This window comes from Cecembia sp. (assembly GCF_007126775.1).
GTDB lineage: Bacteria > Bacteroidota > Bacteroidia > Cytophagales > Cyclobacteriaceae > Cecembia.
The window spans coordinates 1-16,311 of sequence record NZ_SLAP01000223.1; the positions used below are offsets into that span (position 1 = coordinate 1).

Annotated in this window: 19 protein-coding genes and 1 other RNA gene; 13 read left to right on the forward strand and 7 right to left on the reverse strand. The window is 40.5% G+C overall.

All coding sequences use genetic code 11. The features are described 5' to 3' along the window. Positions 1 to 236 precede the first annotated feature (236 nt). The 6 genes from QZT73_RS14725 to QZT73_RS14750 all read left to right on the forward strand — a co-directional run bounded on the left by QZT73_RS14725 (position 237) and on the right by QZT73_RS14750 (position 4,899). Entirely contained in the window at positions 237 to 683 is a 447-nt protein-coding gene (locus QZT73_RS14725; protein ID WP_291782116.1) for a DUF2721 domain-containing protein, read from the forward strand. Then, positions 673 to 1,620 carry a glycerophosphodiester phosphodiesterase family protein gene (locus QZT73_RS14730; RefSeq protein WP_291788948.1) on the forward strand — a complete coding sequence of 316 codons (948 nt, stop codon included), beginning with the start codon at positions 673 to 675 and terminating at the stop codon, positions 1,618 to 1,620. The genes QZT73_RS14725 and QZT73_RS14730 overlap by 11 nt, the downstream gene beginning before the upstream one ends. A gap of 220 nt (positions 1,621 to 1,840) precedes the next feature. Then, entirely contained in the window at positions 1,841 to 2,854 is a 1,014-nt protein-coding gene (locus QZT73_RS14735; RefSeq protein WP_291788951.1) for a GntG family PLP-dependent aldolase, read from the forward strand. A 249-nt stretch (positions 2,855 to 3,103) separates the two neighbouring features. Then, positions 3,104 to 3,286, forward strand: a complete 183-nt coding sequence (locus QZT73_RS14740) for a hypothetical protein (protein WP_291788953.1) — start codon at positions 3,104 to 3,106, stop codon at positions 3,284 to 3,286. A 113-nt stretch (positions 3,287 to 3,399) separates the two neighbouring features. Next, positions 3,400 to 3,579, forward strand: a complete 180-nt coding sequence (locus QZT73_RS14745) for a type II toxin-antitoxin system RelE/ParE family toxin (RefSeq protein ID WP_010608505.1) — start codon at positions 3,400 to 3,402, stop codon at positions 3,577 to 3,579. 54 nt (positions 3,580 to 3,633) lie between these two features. Continuing rightward, on the forward strand, positions 3,634 to 4,899 hold the full coding sequence (locus tag QZT73_RS14750; protein WP_291788955.1) for a replication-associated recombination protein A: 1,266 nt from the start codon (positions 3,634 to 3,636) through the stop codon (positions 4,897 to 4,899). An 80-nt stretch (positions 4,900 to 4,979) separates the two neighbouring features. On the opposite strand, the gene QZT73_RS14755 is transcribed toward QZT73_RS14750, so the two are convergent. Next, positions 4,980 to 5,318, reverse strand: coding sequence for a GxxExxY protein (locus QZT73_RS14755; protein WP_291788957.1), 339 nt, complete (start codon positions 5,316 to 5,318; stop codon positions 4,980 to 4,982). A gap of 498 nt (positions 5,319 to 5,816) precedes the next feature. Then, the gene (locus QZT73_RS14760) at positions 5,817 to 6,548 is read right to left on the reverse strand and encodes a nitroreductase family protein (RefSeq protein WP_291779119.1); all 732 of its coding nucleotides are present in this window, start codon (positions 6,546 to 6,548) and stop codon (positions 5,817 to 5,819) included. Positions 6,549 to 6,650: 102 nt separating this feature from the next. On the opposite strand from QZT73_RS14760, the gene QZT73_RS14765 reads away from it, so the two are divergent. Together QZT73_RS14765 and QZT73_RS14770 are read left to right on the forward strand one after the other, a co-directional pair. Then, a complete protein-coding gene (locus QZT73_RS14765) occupies positions 6,651 to 8,138 on the forward strand; it encodes a DUF5687 family protein (RefSeq protein ID WP_291788959.1) in 1,488 nt (495 codons plus the stop codon). Continuing rightward, positions 8,135 to 8,830 (forward strand): ABC transporter ATP-binding protein, encoded by a 696-nt coding sequence (locus tag QZT73_RS14770; protein WP_291779114.1) that lies wholly within the window; start codon positions 8,135 to 8,137, stop codon positions 8,828 to 8,830. The genes QZT73_RS14765 and QZT73_RS14770 overlap by 4 nt, the downstream gene beginning before the upstream one ends. Here the strand turns inward: QZT73_RS14770 and QZT73_RS14775 are convergent. Together QZT73_RS14775 and QZT73_RS14780 are read right to left on the reverse strand one after the other, a co-directional pair. Then, entirely contained in the window at positions 8,827 to 9,117 is a 291-nt protein-coding gene (locus QZT73_RS14775) for a hypothetical protein (protein ID WP_291779111.1), read from the reverse strand. The genes QZT73_RS14770 and QZT73_RS14775 overlap by 4 nt on opposite strands. A 6-nt stretch (positions 9,118 to 9,123) precedes the next feature. Continuing rightward, a complete protein-coding gene (locus QZT73_RS14780; protein WP_291779109.1) occupies positions 9,124 to 9,321 on the reverse strand; it encodes a hypothetical protein in 198 nt (65 codons plus the stop codon). A 94-nt stretch (positions 9,322 to 9,415) separates the two neighbouring features. Between QZT73_RS14780 and QZT73_RS14785 the strand changes: the two genes are divergently transcribed. Further along, positions 9,416 to 10,675 carry a sulfite oxidase gene (locus QZT73_RS14785; protein ID WP_291779106.1) on the forward strand — a complete coding sequence of 420 codons (1,260 nt, stop codon included), beginning with the start codon at positions 9,416 to 9,418 and terminating at the stop codon, positions 10,673 to 10,675. Position 10,676: 1 nt separating this feature from the next. Next, on the forward strand, positions 10,677 to 11,138 hold the full coding sequence (locus QZT73_RS14790; RefSeq protein ID WP_291779103.1) for a cytochrome C: 462 nt from the start codon (positions 10,677 to 10,679) through the stop codon (positions 11,136 to 11,138). 219 nt (positions 11,139 to 11,357) lie between these two features. Here the strand turns inward: QZT73_RS14790 and ssrA are convergent. After that, positions 11,358 to 11,763, reverse strand: a transfer-messenger RNA (tmRNA) gene (gene ssrA / locus QZT73_RS14795). Positions 11,764 to 11,955: 192 nt separating this feature from the next. On the opposite strand from ssrA, the gene QZT73_RS14800 reads away from it, so the two are divergent. The 3 genes from QZT73_RS14800 to QZT73_RS14810 all read left to right on the forward strand — a co-directional run bounded on the left by QZT73_RS14800 (position 11,956) and on the right by QZT73_RS14810 (position 14,577). Then, a complete protein-coding gene (locus tag QZT73_RS14800) occupies positions 11,956 to 12,744 on the forward strand; it encodes a DUF481 domain-containing protein (RefSeq protein WP_291779100.1) in 789 nt (262 codons plus the stop codon). A gap of 91 nt (positions 12,745 to 12,835) precedes the next feature. Further along, positions 12,836 to 13,981, forward strand: coding sequence for a DNA polymerase III subunit gamma/tau (locus tag QZT73_RS14805; RefSeq protein ID WP_291788961.1), 1,146 nt, complete (start codon positions 12,836 to 12,838; stop codon positions 13,979 to 13,981). A gap of 140 nt (positions 13,982 to 14,121) precedes the next feature. Then, positions 14,122 to 14,577 (forward strand): DNA polymerase III subunit gamma/tau, encoded by a 456-nt coding sequence (locus tag QZT73_RS14810; protein WP_291788964.1) that lies wholly within the window; start codon positions 14,122 to 14,124, stop codon positions 14,575 to 14,577. Here the strand turns inward: QZT73_RS14810 and QZT73_RS14815 are convergent. Then, positions 14,574 to 15,563 carry a DUF3078 domain-containing protein gene (locus QZT73_RS14815; protein WP_291778305.1) on the reverse strand — a complete coding sequence of 330 codons (990 nt, stop codon included), beginning with the start codon at positions 15,561 to 15,563 and terminating at the stop codon, positions 14,574 to 14,576. The genes QZT73_RS14810 and QZT73_RS14815 overlap by 4 nt on opposite strands. 20 nt (positions 15,564 to 15,583) lie before the next feature. Then, positions 15,584 to 16,311, reverse strand: a 728-nt coding sequence (locus QZT73_RS14820; protein WP_291788967.1) for a LysM peptidoglycan-binding domain-containing protein, incomplete at its 5' end; no start/stop codon positions are given.

Here is a 16,311-nt window from a genome sequence, read left to right on the forward strand (position 1 = left end):
ATTCGCAAACTGGAGACTACAGGGCATGAGCTGATAAAGACGGTTCACCCTCACCCAACCATGTCAGAAGCCATCATGGAAGCTGCTGCAGCTGCTTATGATGAGGTGATTCATATTTGATTGTCTTTTCCAATCTATTTGGATTCTGAATTTAGACTTACCCAAAACCCAGCTCACAGCTGGGTTTTGTTTTTACAGGATTCTTCCCAAATTAGCATTTTAAAAATCCAAATTAAATGGAACTCCAACTCTCCACACCAGCCCTCCTTTTTTCGGCCATCACCTTGATGATGCTGGCCTTTACCAATCGGTTTTTAGCGATGGCCAATCTAATCAGAGGGCTTCATAAAAAATATTTGGAAAACCCTGATGAGGAAATTATTATTGGACAGATTCATAACCTGAAAATGCGCTTAAGTATGATTAAGTACATGCAATTATGTGGTGTACTGAGTTTTTTACTGTGTGTGGTCTGCATGTATCTGATCTTCATTGAAGCCCAAAATGCCGCAAACTATGTTTTTATAGGAAGTATGTTGGCATTATTGATTTCCTTGGGTATTTCATTGATCGAAATTTTGATTTCAAACAAAGCATTAAATTTGGAAATTCAGGATATGGAAGCGCTTTTCCAAAAACGTTCTTCGGGGTTTTGGTTTAAAAAAGATAAAAATGAAGACTAAGATTTATGGCTTTTTGATGTTGTTGCTTCTTTTTTCCTGTAAAAAAGAGAACTCAGACAGTCAAAATACAGCTTTTGCATCAAATGATCCGTACAGGTTAGTGCTTTCCACGGTAGAGGAGGCCAGGGATTTCTATTCCTGGACTTCTGATAGGATCCCGATGGTTTCAGCGCATAGGGGAGGCCCCTACCTTGGTTATCCCGAAAATTCCATCGAAGCATTTGAGCATGTACTCCGGTATACTCCTGCCATTATTGAGTTTGATGTGGCTATTACCAAGGATTCTGTATTGATATTGATGCATGACAATACAGTAGATCGGACCACAACGGGGAAGGGAAGGGTGATTGACCTTACTTTTCAGGAAATCAGGGAACTGAATTTAGTGGACAAGGAAGGGGGTAAAACAAATTTCCGCGTACCCACTTTAGAAGAAGCCTTGGTTTGGGGAAAAGGGAAGACCTTATTTACCGTTGACATAAAAAGAGAGGTTCCATTTGAAATGGTAGTGGATGCTATCAAAAGACATCAAGCGGAGCCCTATGCAGCTGTGATTACTTACAGTGTGAATGCAGCAAAAAAAATGCATAGACTGCACCCTGATTTGATGTTATCCGTGACGATTAGAAATGAAGAGGAACTTCAGCGGTTTGAGGAATCTGGTATTCCTGTTGACCGTTGGATTGCATTTACCGGAACCACGGATAGGCCTGAGGAATTTAATGCCCTACTTCATGATCTAGGTGTATTTACTATTCTTGGAGTGTTGGGAAACCTAGATCGGAGTGCCATTGCCCGCGGAGATCAAATCTATGCGGAGTTTGTTGAAAAAGGAGCGGATATTCTTGCCACTGACCGGCCTATTGAAGCGGCAGAAGCGATCAGAGGATTGATTCCAGAGGAGAGTTCGAAAAAGAAGTATTTTGAAATAAGGTAGAAAAATGATCGAAATAAAGTTGAAATACAATAGAAATACAATAGAAATAAAGTTGAAATAGGGTAGACATACATTGGAAATACAATTGAAATATTGTTGATCATCATAATGATAAAATGTGAATATATATTTCATTCTATTTCGGCGAAGCCATATTTCTACGATATTTCAAATTATTTCACGGCGTGTATTTCATCGTTATTTCCTTTAAATATTACATATGATAATAGATTTACGTTCTGATACCCTCACCAAACCTACCGAAAGTATGTTAGCCGCCATGTGGGCTGCTGAAGTGGGAGATGATGTCTTTGGAGAAGACCCAACTGTCAATGCACTGGAGCAAAAACTCGCAGGAATGTTCGGAATGGAAGCTGGCTTATTTTGTCCCTCGGGCACCATGACCAATCAGATAGCCATACGCCTGCATACCAGCTTGCAGACAGAGGTGATATGTCACAAATATTCCCATATTTACCTTTATGAAGGTGGGGGAATTATGTCGAATTCCCATGCTTCGGTCAAATTGCTTGATGGACCTTATGGAAAAATCAGCCCTCAGGATATTTTGGATTCCATCAATCCAGATGATGTACATGCACCGGAGACTACCTTGGTTTCTCTGGAAAACACCATGAACAAAGGTGGAGGAAGCATTTATACTTTGGAAGAAATCAAGCCTATCAAAGCCATCTGTGAGCAACACGGTTTGAAATTGCATCTGGATGGAGCCCGCTTTTTCAATGCTTGGGTAGAAACAGGAGAGAGTCTTAAGGATTGGGGAGCGATGTTTAATACCATTTCCGTTTGTCTGAGTAAGGGCTTGGGTTGCCCGGTGGGTTCGGTACTTCTGGGAAGTATGACGGATATCAAAAGAGCCAGGAAAGTTAGGAAGGCTTTCGGTGGAGGGATGCGTCAGGCAGGGTTTTTAGCCGCTGCTGCCATATATGCCCTGGATAATCATGTGGACAGGCTAAAGGAAGATCATGACAGGGCCAGAAGGTTGGGAGCCATGTTAGCGGATCACCCTATGGTATCGGAAGTTTTCCCAGTGATGACCAATATAGTAATTGCCAGATTGATCGGCATTACACCGGCGGAAATGCTTCAAAAATTGGAGATCCAAGGTATCAAGGCTGTCAAATTCGGCAAGGATCAAATCAGGTTTGTGACGCATTTGGATTTTGATGATGAGATGTTGGAGAGTTTTGGGGAAAGAATAAAGGAGATATAGTAGAAATATTGTGGAAATATGCTTCGCGAAAAATATGGAAAAAGGTGCAGAGTAATGTATAGTTGATATTGGTTGATATTTATTTCAAGATGTAAGATCATTTTTTGGCCTATGAAATTAACTCTTTCTTTTAATGTTTGGTTAATAGTGGTACCTGCATTGAAGAATTTATATTGAATCGAGGGCTACTTTGTAAACCAGTCTGTGTTCTAGATTGATCCTTCGAGATATTAGATAAAAAGTTGACAAATGATTACAAAAGAGAAAGTATTGGAAACGTTGAAAACCATGCCAAAAGAATTTTCCATTGATGATTTAATGGATAAATTGATCTTGCTTAACAAAGTTCAAGTTGGCATGGAGCAGGCAAAAAAGGGGGATTCTTATACATCAGATCAGGCGAAAAAACTGATTAAAGAATGGTCAAAGTAAAATGGTCCAAACAAGCAGTTGAAGATATTTTTGAAATCCGAAAGTTTTACAGTGAAATTTCAACCGCATTTGCTGAAGAACTTGTAGATTTAATTTTTTCCTAATAGATTTTATTGTCTCAATTTCCAGAAATCGGGAGAATTGTTCCGGAATTAAACAACCGATTTGTCAGGGAGCTTATTTTCAGAAATTATAGGATCATTTACGTTATTTTTGATGAAGCTAATATTAGTGTATTAGCTGTTCATACCAGTTCTAGACCTTTGTCTGACATTTCCTTATTTGAGGGATAGTACTTTTAATTCCCTCCTTATTATTAATTTGCATCTTCAAAATTTCCGGGACAAATGATCGACAGTACCCCCTTGGCAGAACGTATGCGCCCTTCCCGATTGGAAGAACTTATTGGGCAGGAACACCTGACGGCGCCAACTTCTTTTTTGCATAAAGCCATAAAATCCGGTAATGTGCCCTCGCTGATCCTTTGGGGACCTCCGGGAGTGGGCAAGACCACCATTGCCAATATCATTGCCAATGAAATAAAAGCTCCTTTTTATACTTTGAGTGCGGTCAGCTCTGGAGTGAAGGATATCCGTGAAGTAATCGAGAAAGCAAGGTTTCAAATGGGCGTGGTACTTTTTATTGATGAAATCCACCGCTTCAACAAATCTCAACAAGATGCCTTATTGGGAGCGGTAGAGAAAGGTGTGATCCGCTTGATAGGTGCAACGACAGAAAACCCGTCCTTTGAAGTCAATGCTGCCTTGCTTTCAAGGTGTCAGGTATTCACTTTAAATCCATTGGGAAAAACCGAGTTGGAGGGGATGCTGGTTCAGGCTTTGGAAAAGGATGTTTTGCTGAAAAAGAAATCGGTTGAGTTAAAAGAAACTGAAGCTTTGTTGAGGCTGTCTGGAGGAGACGGTCGGAAACTATTGAACCTTTTTGAAATTGTCATCGAAGGAATCAATGAAGATCCCTGTGTCATTACCAATGAAATTGTGACCACCATCGCACAGCAAAAAGTAGCGCTTTATGACAAGTCAGGCGAGCAACATTATGATATCATCTCCGCATTTATCAAATCCATCCGGGGTTCTGATCCCAATGCTGCCGTGTATTGGTTGGCAAGAATGATAGAGGGAGGAGAAGATGTGAAGTTTATTGCGCGACGCTTGGTGATTCTCGCATCTGAAGACATCGGCAATGCCAATCCAAATGCTTTGCTGCTCGCCACAAACTGCTTTGAAGCAGTCAAAATCATTGGTTACCCCGAGGCAAGAATAATTCTCTCTCAGTGTGTCACATATCTTGCAAGCTGCCCTAAAAGCAATGCCTCTTATATGGCGATCAACAAAGCTCAGGCTTTGGTCAAGGAAACCGGTGATCTACCTGTTCCCTTACATCTCCGTAATGCCCCAACCAAGCTTATGAAGGATCTGAATTACGGGAAAGCGTATAAGTATGCCCATGATTATGCGGACAATTTCGTGCAACAAGAGTTTTTGCCAGATGATATCAAAAACTCCAAGCTTTATGAACCAGGGAGCAATGCCCGCGAGAATGAACTGAGGAGGTTTTTGAAGGATAGGTGGAAGGGGAAGTACGGGTACTAAGTTGGTTTTCCATCATTGAGAAGTTAAGGTAGAAAGGCTTTCATTTAGTTTTCAATCAGGTAACGATTTGAAATATTCATTTACCATTGGAATAGTGTTTTTTGAAAGGTTATCTGAAAAAAAATCATCAATAAACCTTGTGGGATTTTCAAAAGCCTTATGTAGGTTAATAATTGGGCCTCATGAACAGGTAAAAGAAAACCAACAGTTTTTAGCTCAATTATCAATGATTCATTAACTATTAGGTCTGCTTTTAATTCCACCTCAAGACTAAGCTCTTTGTAATACAAAGGTGCTTTAACTTGCTGCATTACCTTAAAACCTTTTGATTTCAATTCATAGGTTAGACATTTTTGATAAACACTTTCCAAAAGGTCTGGTCCGACCTCTCTATGTACATTTATTGCGCAACCAAGCACATCATATGATAACTGAGTGATTTTTTTTATTCATACATGAAACTACTTTGGAATGAATTTATTCTTGTTTCAAGTATCTTTCAAATTCTAATCGGATATAATCGGATAAGTTTATAAGTAGTACATAGAGCACCGGAATCGTCACGCTGAGCCAAGCGAAGAGTCTCCCAAAATAGAGGAGATTCTTCTCCCGAATTACTCGGGATCAGAATGACGTAGTAATAAGATGTCATTGCCTTTCTGTAAATGCCAAATTTTAAAATCTCAGCATGACGGTACTTCATTCATCTCGTAACCTACTTTATACTTTGAATCCCACCCTGCACCCTGGCTCTTGCCTAAAAATGTCCAAAGGGACATTTTCCTGCCGGCCAGTCCTCTTTTACACTTCTACAAGCTTGGTTCGACATGCGCACCACATCGCATGCATCGCTTTTTACTTGGCTCTTGCAACTCTTAATGAAATCCTTAAAAGCCTTAACTCCTTAATGGTTCCACCTATTTTTCGAAGATAACCTTTTCACTTTCAATCCTAAACCTATCTCCATAAACTCCCTCTGGAAGACCTTTACCGCAAGCAATGATCATGTTAATTTCGGCGCCGGAAGGCAATTGCAATAGCTTTTTGACCCTCAACGCATCAAAACCTTCCATAGGGCAAGTGTCATAGCCTTCAGCTTTCATAGCATACATAAAGGTCATGGCTGCCAAGGCTACACTTTTATGGACAGAAATCCGTACATCAGTTTCGCTGACCTCCCTGACCATGGGTCTCTGTAAACCTACCAAGAATGCGATCGTCTTTTTTACAAAAGACCAAAGTGGGTATTTGGAATAGAGTTTGGGAATCAGGCTGCCAAAATAAGATAGGGCTTGCTTTTGTTTATGGGTAGGGGCATTTTTAAATCTTTCTTGAATATGATCGTAATTGGCTTTAGCCCTTATTTTCCAGAGATCTCTTCTAGCCACTATCACTACCAGTTCTCGTGCAGTCGTTGCCGCTTTTTGTTTCATACAAAGCTTAGCAAGCTTCACTTTTAGGGGTGAAGATTCTGGAACCCTGTAAAATTCCCAAAGCTGTAAATTGCTACTGTTTGGGGCAAGTACTGATGCTTCCAAGCATTTTTGAACCAATTCATGATCAAAAGGCGATTCTTGATCAAAGATTCTAACCGACCTGCGTGCATGAACAAGTCCAAAAAATCCTGTTTTATCATTTATTTCCTTCATTTCGTCAATTTTTAATAAACTTATAAAAACTATAAATCTATTTTTGCTTATATTCAAAATCAAAAATAGATTTTATTCCCTAAACCACATGCTGATTGGCTTATGATCTTTACTTTATTGAGGTTGGAACTCTTAAAAACAATGCGTTCCACCGCTTTTGCTAAAAGTATACTGGTTGCAGTATTTTTAGGATTTTTGGCTATCGTATTGCTTTCTTATGTTTTGATATTAGGGCTTTTTCTGAAAGAAGTCATAGAAAAAGGTTTTGAAAGCCCTGATGCCTATGCCACCCTAAGTGGCGTGTTGATTTATTTTTATTTATTTGAATTCATCTACAGGTATTTTGTACAAAAGCTTCCGGTAATGGAATTGCAGCATTTTCTGCATTTGCCAATTAAGAAAAGCTGGATTATACATTTCCTTTTGGGAAGGAGCTTTATCTCTCCCTTGACTTTGATTGCACCTTTGTTATTCACTCCATTTGCTTTCAAGGAAATAGCCCCAAGGTTTGGTGATTTTGCTGCTTGGTCCTGGCTTGGCGCGGTGTTAATGAGCAGTTGGTCCCTGCATTGGCTGATGCTTTGGTTCAAGCAAAAGTTTGAAGATAGCATAATGGGCCTTGCAGTGGTATTCGCTGTACTATTGCTGGGAGCAGGTTCTAATTATTATGGTTGGTTTAATTTAGGTGCCATCATGAAGCCAATTTTTGATTGGTCTTTGAATTCCATAATTCCACCTTTGATCATGACACTTGTATTTTTGGTAATGTATGGGTTGTCGTACAATTATCACCTCAATAATGCATACCTGGAAGACTTGGTTGAAGAAGAGGAAGGGCGGTTTCTTAATCGAAATTTGGGAATATTCAATCGATTTGGACTGGCTGGTGAATTGGCCAATCTGGAGTGGAAATTGATCATCAGGCATAAAAAAAGCAGGACTTATCTGATGTTGGCAGGGTTTTTCCTGCTATATGGACTGATATTTTATACCAACCCTCAATACAAGACGGATGAGGGATTTAGCCACCTCTTTGTTTTTGTGGGCTCCTTTATTACTGGAATTTTCATGCTGCAATATGGGCAACTCTTCCTCAGTTGGAATTCTGCCAATTTTGATTTCTTTCTGAGTAGGAGAGATGGTGTGCAGGCATTGGTAAAGGGGAAATACCTCTTGTTTATTGCTACCTCGGTATTGTGTTATTTGTTGTCAGTACCCTATGTTTATTTTGGATGGGATATTTTACTGATCCATAGCGCTGCGTTTCTTTTTAATATTGGAGTGGTTATGCATTTTGTGGTGTATTTGGCACTTTGGAAACCCAAGCCCATGGACCTCAACAAAGGGGCTATGTTCAATTATGAAGGAGTGGGCATTGCCCAATTTCTTATGGTAATTCCTATGCTTGTGGCACCATATATCGTCTATTTACCATTTGCCCTTTTGCTGAACCAATATGCCGGATTATCAGCCATGGCCATTTTGGGAGGCATTGGAGTAATTGCTTTTCCATATCTATCTCAAATTTCCGTTCAAAGGGTACTTTCCAATAAATATCAGATTTCATCCTCTTTTAGACAAGAATTATGATACGCGTACAAAATCTCAAAAAACAGTACAAAGATGCAGTAGTGCTGGATGTAGAAACACTTTTTATCCCAAAAGGAGAGTGCTTCGGGTTGGTAGGTAATAATGGGGCAGGTAAAACCACCCTTTTTAGGATTATGTTGGACTTGGTAAGGGCCACGGAAGGCCAAGTGATGTTGGATGAGGTGGATGTGGCAAAAACTGAAGATTGGAAATCCAGAATAGGCGCTTTTTTGGATGAACATATGCTGCTAAGCTACCTTACTCCGGATGAGTATTTTGAAACCTTACAAAAAATCTATCAGCTCTCTGAAGAGGATTTGCATTTGCACCTTCAAAAGTTTGAAGAGCTCTTTAATGAAGAGATTATAGGTAAAAAGAAATACATAAGAGACCTTTCTAAAGGAAATCTAAAAAAGGTAGGCATCGCCGCAGCCATGATGGGAAATCCTGAAGTGGTGATGTTGGACGAACCTTTTGAAAATTTGGATCCAAGCTCTCAGGTGAGATTGAAGAAGTTGATACAGCAGGAAAAAGAACGTTCTAATGTGACTTTCCTGATTTCCAGCCATGACCTTAACCATGTGACAGAGATCTGCGACCGCATCGTGCTTTTGGAAAAAGGCAAAGTCATCAAGGATTTAAAGGAAAAATCTGAAATGGTGGAAGAGCTCAATTCTTATTTCGGAACTTAAAAAAGGTTCTTAAATAGTGTCCTCAGTAGAAAAAAATAATTGTATTTTGAAACAAGAGATTTACCGGAATGGTAAATCTCTTTTTGATTGTAAACTACGGATACTACCTGATCTGTAGAGAAAGGATTATTTTTAATAATTCCAAAAACCTGTTTTAAAGGCAATTTAATCTTTGGAATACTTTCCCCAATGATGGCTATTGCAATCTCCTTTTCATTGCTGAGAATATCAATTTCAAGGTATTCATTTTTAATGTGCAAATCGGCGATCAATTGAACAGGTTGCATATCTGCTTATTTTTCAGAGGTAGAAATTTTTAGCTTACCATTAATCTTCCAATTTGTCACATCATTTGAACCTACTTCCCTTGGAACTCCAAGATTGAAATCTTCAAATTCATAAGAGATTACGGCACCTTTCCCTGTAAGTTTTTCATAAAGTCCGATGGCCAGATCAGGCCAAGATTGGATGTTTTGTTTTGATTCTGACATAGTTAAAATATTTTATGGTTTAGTATCTATCTAACAGCTTCAGCGAGCTATTGTTTGAAGGCATTTACATGGATTTTTTGGATAAGGCCGATTGATGCCTTATTTTCAATATTCAATAGATTTACCTGTGAAAAAGGAAAGAAGAACTTTCATAAAAAAAATCAGTCTGGCATCTATTTCGTCTGCATTGGGAGCCCATATTGTTTTTGCAGATAAAATGCCCAAAGGATACCTTCCTGTACTTATGGAGGAACAGGATAGTTTGAAATCCATGGGCAAAGATCCCTCCCTCACTGTGCTGAATGACAGACCTTGGAATGTAGAAACCCCCGTTCACTTATTGGATGACAGAGAGACACCTGTTTCCAAAATGTTTATCAGAAACAATGGACTTCTTCCGGAGCAAATTAACTTGGAAGAATGGACCTTTACTATATATGGGGAGTCTGTCATTAAAGCCAAAACTTACAATATGGAGGAATTGAAAAATAAGTTCAAGACTTATTCCTATTATTTGGTTTTGGAATGTGGGGGAAATGGAAGAGGAGAATTTTACCCTCCTGCCGAAGGCAATCAATGGGGGGTTGGAGCTGTTTCTTGCGCCAAGTGGACAGGCGTGAGATTGAGAGATTTATTGGAAGATGTGGGATTAAAAAATGATGCTGTTTATATCGGTTACCATGGTTTGGACAGCCACTTAAGTGGAGATCCCAAGAAAGCATCCATATCAAGAGGGATTCCTATATGGAAGGCCCTGCAGGATGAAACCTTATTGGCTTTTACAATGAATAATCAGGAATTGCCTTTTATACATGGTTATCCTTTAAGGTTGGTTGCTGGTGGGTTTCCCGCCTCCGCATCTGGAAAATGGCTGAAAGCAATTTCTGTGAGAGACAAAGTACATGATGGAGAGAAAATGGAAGCACCTTCATATCGGGTTCCAATATCACCCATTGAACCAGGAACCACCGCAGACAGTGAAGACATGCGGATAATTGAATCCATGCCAGTGCGTTCTATTATTACTTATCCCAAATCTGGTGCACAGGTAGCTTTTGGTCAAACGCTTGCAATCAGGGGACACGCCTGGGCAGGAGAAGCTGCGGTAAACCACGTGGAATATTCCATAGATTTTGGCAGTACCTGGAGGGCTTGCAATCTGGAAAGGCCAATCAATAGATTGGCCTGGCAACATTTTTCGGCCAAAATAGAATTTCCTTTGAAAGGTTATTATGAAGTCTGGGTCAAAGCGACCGATGACAAAGGAATAAGCCAACCCATGGTGGTGCCCAATTGGAACCCAAAAGGGTACCTGAATAATGCCTGCCACCGCGTTGCAGTCAAATTAGTATAAAATGAAAGAACAAAGTCCCAGAAAAATACTTGTAGCCTTAGCTGGATTGGCTGCTTTGTTAGTGGTTTTGGTACTTACTGCAATTGTTTCTATTTTGTTGTTGTATACTGAGCCGGAGTGGCTATCAGTCTCCGATAAACCGGAACTGCCTACCGGAAATCCGGTAACAATAGAGGAAGAGATCAGCGAGGGTGTCCATGTTCCAACAGGTTTCAAAGTTGGTGAAGGACTTGAGTTGGTGATAGGAAATTGCACCAACTGCCATTCTGCCAAACTGGTTACCCAAAATCGATTCACCAAGGAGGGATGGATCAATGTGATCCGTTGGATGCAGGAGACCCAGGGATTATGGGATTTGGGAACGAACGAAGAATCCATCGTGGCTTACCTTTCCACCCATTATGCTCCAGAAGCAAGGGGGAGAAGGAAGCCTTTGGAAGTAGAATGGTATGATTTGGAATAGGGAGTTAATTTCGTCTTAATATATAAGAATGGAAAATCATCAATTTGCTATATGCAGAAACCCAATAAAAAGTGATTTTTTAATATGATTTAATTAACAGGAATGGTGACTTGTAATTGAAACACTTTAGGACGCTTTATGAATTAACATAAACCTAATAAAAACCAAAATCCCTTTCCCCTCTGAAAATCGCAGATTTTTGAGGAAGAAAGGGATTTTTTGTGGAGCTGGCGAGATTCGAACTCGCGTCCAGATAGGGAAACACCGTACCGTCTACATGTTTAGTCACCTGTTGGGTTTTCGACTGTTGTTTGCTGGATGACACACCTGACAACAGCTTAGCCACTGATCTTAACCCGGCTTAGTAGCCTCACTGGGAGCAGCCCTGTCAAGTCGACACCCCAATTCCAACCGGACAGCGCAACGGATGGTGGGATGTGGCCGGGGAGAATCTATCGAATCTCAACCCTTTAAGCATTATCTAAATCCCCTGAGGGTTAGATTAGGCAGCCATGGCGTAACGAGTTTCGCCAATTATAGTTCGTATGAATGATTCACAGGCGTACATACTCCACCTGACATGCGAGCCCGATCTTTACACCTACTGTCAAAACCGGTCAGCCCCGTTTTATTTAAAGGGATGACAAATATAAATCAAAATTGGTTCCAAATGACCTTTGCTTGTGAATCATTTTAAGGCAAGTCCAATAAGTATAAAGAAATAAATGCCAGATGGACTGCATCGAGATTCAAGGACAATAATTTTGGATTCCGATTCAAAAATCCAAACCTTTGCACTTGAAAAAATTAATCCGTTTTGAGAAAAATTATTTTCAACCTCCTCTTTTTGATTTCCTTTACTTCGAATGCCCAGATCCTGAATATCGAAAGGTACAGGCTGGAAAAAGACAGTACCAAAAATCTGATGATCAAAGCTACTGCCGGACTCAATATCTACAATAGAAGTGCAGCGGCAGATGCTCCCGTAAATCTATTCGGTTATAAATGGGATATCAATTCCATGTACCATACAGGAAAGCATGCTTTCGTTTTGGTCTCAAATTTTGACTATTTACGCATCAATGACAATGATTTCCTGAACTTTGGACTGTTACATGGTAGGGCTGTGTATAACCGGGAAAAGAAAATGAATTTTGAAACTTATGTGCAGTACAGCTTCGATAACTTTCGTGGTCTGGCCCCGCGTTGGATTGCTGGAGGTACCTTTCGAAACAGATTGATAAAGAGTGAAGACCTTACTTTGATCCTTGGTATTGGAGCCCTGTATGAAAATGAAACATGGGAAGATCCTTTAAATGAAGGATTTGTGCAGGTTTCATTTATAAAGAGTTCCAATTATATTTCCTTAAGATGGTCCATCAATGACTTTGTGGACCTGAACCTGGTCAATTATTATCAGGTGGGTTATGACCGGGAGATAAGTGCCTTTAGAAACAGGATAAGTGGAACTGCCAATATCAACACGAAAATCACAGACCGGTTTTCATTTAACAACTCTTTTGAATATTCCTATGAGGATAAACCCATAGTATCCATCACTCCGTTTATATTCGCCATCCGTTCCGGAATTTCTTTTGATTTTTAAAGCATTTAACAGTGAAGGCATTACAAAAAAAAGCCAGCATTAAGCTTGATATGCTGGGCACAAAATTGCAATTATTTTATATCTTGCGGTGATGGAAAATTTCGTTGTTTCTGCCAGAAAATACAGGCCTTCCAATTTTAAAAGTGTCGTGGGACAAGGGCATATCACCACTACCCTCAAGAATGCCATAAAAAATAATCATTTGGCCCAGGCCTTTCTGTTTTGTGGTCCAAGGGGAGTAGGTAAAACAACCTGTGCAAGAATTTTGGCCAAAACCATCAATTGTGAAAACATAAGCCCAGATTTCGAAGCCTGTAACGAATGCGATTCGTGCAAGGCTTTCAACAACAATGCCTCTTTCAATGTACACGAATTGGATGCGGCTTCCAATAACTCAGTAGATGATATCAGAAACCTGGTAGAACAGGTTCGTTATGCGCCCCAACAGGGACAATACAAGGTCTATATCATTGATGAGGTGCACATGCTGTCCAATCAGGCATTCAATGCCTTTTTGAAAACCCTGGAAGAACCTCCCAAGTATGCCATATTTATTTTGGCCACCACGGAGAAACATAAAATTATTCCTACCATCCTCTCCAGATGTCAGATTTTTGACTTCAATAGGATCCAGATTAATGACATCACCGATCATCTCAGATACATTGCGGGTGAGGAAAAAATAGAAGCGGAGGAGGAAGCCTTAAGGCTGATTGCAACAAAGGCAGATGGCGCATTGAGGGATGCACTTTCCATTTTTGATCTCATCGTTACGTATTCTGAGGGCAACAAACTCACCTACCAGGAAACCATCAGTAACCTGCACATCCTCGATTATGATTATTATTTCAAGGTGTTAGATGCTTTAATGGCAGGCAACATATCCAATGTGCTTTTAATTTTTGATGAGATACTCAAAAAAGGTTTTGATGGGCATAACTTTATTGTAGGACTGACGGAACACCTACGCGATCTAATGGTCTCCAAGGACTCAGCCACAATAGCTTTGATCCAGGTTTCGGACAGTATCAAGGAAAGGTACCTTCAACAGGCACAAGAATGTACAGTTTCATTCCTGCTTTCCGCATTGAATATTTGTAACCAATGCGATATCCAATACAAAGCCAGTAAAAATCAGAGATTGCATGTAGAACTGGCATTGATGAAAATGGCCAAACTTCCCCAGGCCATTCATTTGGCTGCTTTGGCAAAAGAGGATTCAAAAAAAAAAGCCTGATTGATCAACATCAGGAGGCTCCTTCCAATGGATCCACAAAGCCTTCACTCTTCAAAAATGAAGGAAATTTATTTGGAGTAAAAAAGACACCCGTCCAAAAGACCGTTGCGATTCCTGGGAGTATGACTGCTGCCAAAAAAATGGCCCTTGAAAAGCCAAAAGAGGTTCAGGAGTCAGTTTCTGAAATAAAAGAGGCCACCATACCTGTAAAGCAGCCTCAATTGGCGGAAGAATTCGATTTAGAAAAGCTCCAACAGGTTCTGGAAGCAGTGATAGATCAGTATAGAAGCCAGCATAAAAACCTTGAAGTGACTGTTTTAAAACAACCCGTATTCCTTGATCAAGAGACGGTGACCTTTAAGCTCAATGGGGAGATCCAGCAGGATATTTTCTACAAAATCAAACCGGAAGTCTTACAGGTAATAAGGAGAAAGTTGAATAATTACAGTGTAAGCATGGAAGCCGTTATCGTTGAAGAAGAAGTCGAGGGTCAGAAAAAGCTCTACACCAGTACAGATAAATTACAGTACCTGAAGGAAAAGTCTCCTGCTTTGGTGGAACTTCAAAGGCGCTTTGGGCTGGAGACAGATTTTTAAAAATCAAGGGCCAAACCAAAATTAATCATATTCTGAAATTGTATGGCCTGTCGGGGAGGGCCGCTTTCCTGTTGAATAAATACCCGCTCATCATAGATCAGTATGGTTTCAATACGTGTTGTAATGTACTTATTGACTTTCATACTGATCACGGAGTTGAAGTTTACCACAAAGTTTCCCAGTCGCTCAAAGTTGGTAAAAAGATTTAGATCAGCACGCCATCGAATATCTTCCATCAGGCCAATATCGGTTGTGGAACCAAAGGATAGCCCTGCCTCAGGTCGTACAGTTTCTCCTGGAATCACCCCAAATGCACCTGCTCTGCTCAATGAATCATCCAATACTATGGTGAACCTTCCGGTAAACGGTGAGGCTATCAATGATATTCTGTCATTATTGTCGTATTCTTTCCTATAATTGAGACCTGTGGATGACTGTACATATGCCGGTGCTAGAAAATCTGATAGCCGGTTACGGGAATCCAACTCTGCCCCTGCTGGTCTGAAATAACGATAACCAGCCAGTAATTGGGTCCGTGCATCAATTTGTGTGGATAAATACCAAGACTCCGTCAGCTCTCTACCGTATTTACTGATAAAGATAAAGTTGTCATTGGTTTTTCTGGTTTTAAATCTCCGATCAGCCTGACGGTTGAAGCCTGCATTCACTGTAAGTTTACTGTCCCAGATGATTTTATCTTTTTTGTAGTTGGCAAACATCACCAGTCCTGTATTCATGGCAAGGTTACTTGCCCCTCCCGCATTCCAGTTTGAAAGGCTTACCTGCTGTATACTCAAATTAAAATTCCCTCCTTTTTCCCAATAGACAGGTTTTATCTTTTGCTTGACGATAATGGAATCACCGATCATAATGATGGTGTCGCCTGCAATCAGTAAGGTGTCCGCCAAAATTAAAGGATCCTGAGCTTTTGAAAGGCTCAAGGATCCCAATAAAATTAAAACTGCCAATACCAGCTTTTTAATCATGAATCAGTGTGCTCGTTTATTTAGGGCTTATAGATAGTTATTCTTTGTCCCACTGTAATGGTATTGTCCGGTAAGTTGTTCCATTTTTTGATATCATCTACACTCACACCATAGTTTTGGCTAAGCCGGAATAGTGTCTCTCCACTGACTACGGTATGGATAATTGTACCACTGCCTGTCACGGTTTCCGTTGCTCTCGGAGCTGCTGCAGGAGTACTGGTTTGGACCGACCTGGCAGACGTTGATGTTGCTTGTAGTTTTATCTCCTGGCCTACCCTAATGGTGTTATCAGAAAGGTTATTCCATCTTTTGATGTCATCCACACTCACATTATAGTTTTGACTCAATCGGAATAAAGTCTCACCTGGAGCCACCACATGGACCCTACCTGTTTCATTGGCAGTCCTTGCAGGCTGTGGCTCTGCTACTGGTGCAGGTTCAGTAGGTCTTGGAACATTTGTTTCTGGCCTTGTTGACCTGTTTTCCGTTACAGTCTCCGGCTCTGTTCTTCCAGTTCTTTCCTCTATAGTAGAGGATGGAGGCGCAGCTGTTGGTCTAGATTGTTCCTGTGTGATTTGGGGTTGAGGTGTTGGTTGCGGTGCAGCTTGGGGGGCAGGTTGCTGCGCAGCAGCCACTTGCCTGCTTTCCTGAGCCGGAGCATCGGAAAGTGCTTCCAGCATTTTTCTGTATTCCTGCCCGGATACCATAACGAATTCTTCCCCTCTTTTTCTATGATCCTGTAAATTCA